We start from the raw sequence: 1,997 nt of genomic DNA, 5'->3' as shown, positions 1-1,997 counted from the left end.
GGACCCGCCGCAGACGCCCTAGGCGTCCTGATCCGGTACCCGGGTGCGGGCCGACCACGACAGTCGGGTGCCGGCGCCGGCGGGGGAGAACACGATGAACCTGCCCCCCAGCTCCTCGGCCCGGCTGCGCATATTGGCCAACCCACTGGAGTGGTTGCGCCCATCGGGATCCACGCCGCCGATCCCGTTGTCGATCACATCCACCCGGACTTCTCCGTCGGTGGACCAGACCGTCACGTGCACCTGCGTCGCCCGCGCATGCCGGGCGACGTTGGACAGGGCCTCCCGCAGGACGGCCACCAGATGCTCCCCGACAACGTCACAGACGGTTGAGTCCACGGCACCCTCGAACCGCAGGTGCGGGGTGAACCCGAGGGAGGAGGTGGCGTCGTCGACGATGTCGAGGAGCTGCCCACGCAGGCTCGGGAGGTTCTGGCGGCCGCGCCGGCGCAGTTGGAAGATGGTCGTCCTGATCTGCCCGATGGTCTCGTCCAGATCATCGATGTAGGAGGTGAGCCGTTCGGACTGCTGGTTGGTCGCCTCGGTCTGCGCGACCAGGCCCTGCAGCCCGATCGCCGTGGCGAAGATCCGCTGGATCACGTGATCGTGCAGGTCGCGGGCGATGCGGTCGCGTTCTTCCAGGACGGCTATCCGGTCACGGTCGGCGCGGGCCTGGGCCAGTTCGAGGGCCAGCGCGATATGCCCGGCGAATCCCGACGCCATGTCGATGTCGGCGTCGGTGAACAGCCGGCCGTCCGTACGCCGGCCGAGAACGAGCGCGCCGACACTGTCGCCCGAGGCGATGAGCGGAATGACCATCAGCGGGCCGCTGCGCCCGGCCAGCGGATCGGACGCGGGAACAACGGTGCCGACCAGCCCGTCGGGGTAGTCGCCGGTCGCGACCTGCACGATGAGTTCCTCGGGCGAGGATCGCGGCAGTAGAACGGCGGAGAAGTCGGCGTCGGCGACTTCCTGGGCTCTGCGCGCAATCAGCTCCAGTGGGTTCGGTGCCTCAGCTAGCAGATGGCGGGTGATGTCGGCGGACGCCTGCAACCAGCGTTGCCTGCGCTGGGACTCCTCGAAAAGACGTGCGTTCTCGATGGCGACACCGGCGCTTGCGGCGAGTGCCTGCACGAGCTCCTCGTCTTCCGCGGTGAAACGCGACGCGTTCTGTTTGTCCGTCAGGTAGAGATTGCCGAAGACCTTGGTTCCGATACGGATCGGAACGCCGAGGAAACTGTGCATGGGCGGGTGCCCGGCTGGGAAGCCGTCCGCCCGGCGATCGGTGGTGATGTCGTCGAGCCGCAGTGGGTAGGGTTCGCGGATGAGCAGGCCGAGGATGCCCTTGCCACGAGGAAGATCACCAATTCGGCGAACCATGCTCTCGTCGAAGCCGACATGGATGAACTGCTCGAGGTGCTGGTCGTGGGCGATCACGCCGAGTGCTCCGTAGCGGGCATCGACGAGATCACAGGCTGCTTCGACAATGCGGGTGAGCACGACGGACAGGCTCAGGTCGGAGGCAACCATGCGGTTTGCGCGCAACAGACCGCGTAAGCGACTCTGCGTCACGATCAGGTCCTTCGCCCGATCGACCCGATGGGTCACGAAATCGTCGCCGTATGGTTGCACGGCGTTCCCGCTTCCAGTTTCCGCGTCCATGACGATCTCAACGTATTACGGCCGGCGGCGGGTTGATCCGTCAGTCGGGCAACGTCGTGCGAATCATCTCGGCGGCCGCGGTAGGCGTCGGAGACGGCCTTGGCGACCCACCGGCTGCCGCGCTTCCGGGTGATTCTCTTCACCACCGATCGGATGCTCCACCGGATCCGCCGGCAGATTGTTAGTATCTGACGCCGGCGCGGAGTCGGCCGGCAATCATCGGGGTAGGTTTCCGTGATCGGGCGATGATTCGCAAATCCGACTCAACGGAACATGTGAATGTCCACCGGTCGTGGCGAAAATAGTCGAGGGCGTGGGCCGGCGTGTTTCCAGTA

General features: G+C 66.2%; 1 protein-coding gene. It reads right to left on the bottom strand.

Features of this window, described 5'->3' with window-relative positions:
• Positions 1 to 18: 18 nt before the first annotated feature.
• On the bottom strand, positions 19 to 1,572 hold the full coding sequence (locus U9980_RS13545; RefSeq protein WP_322768234.1) for a GAF domain-containing protein: 1,554 nt from the start codon (positions 1,570 to 1,572) through the stop codon (positions 19 to 21).
• Positions 1,573 to 1,997 lie beyond the last annotated feature (425 nt).

Origin of the sequence: Protofrankia sp. Cr1 (genome assembly GCF_963555865.1) — a bacterium.
Lineage (GTDB): Bacteria > Actinomycetota > Actinomycetes > Frankiales > Frankiaceae > Protofrankia.
Note: the sequence above shows the minus strand (reverse complement) of the source record. Positions and strands in the feature narration are given on the sequence as shown.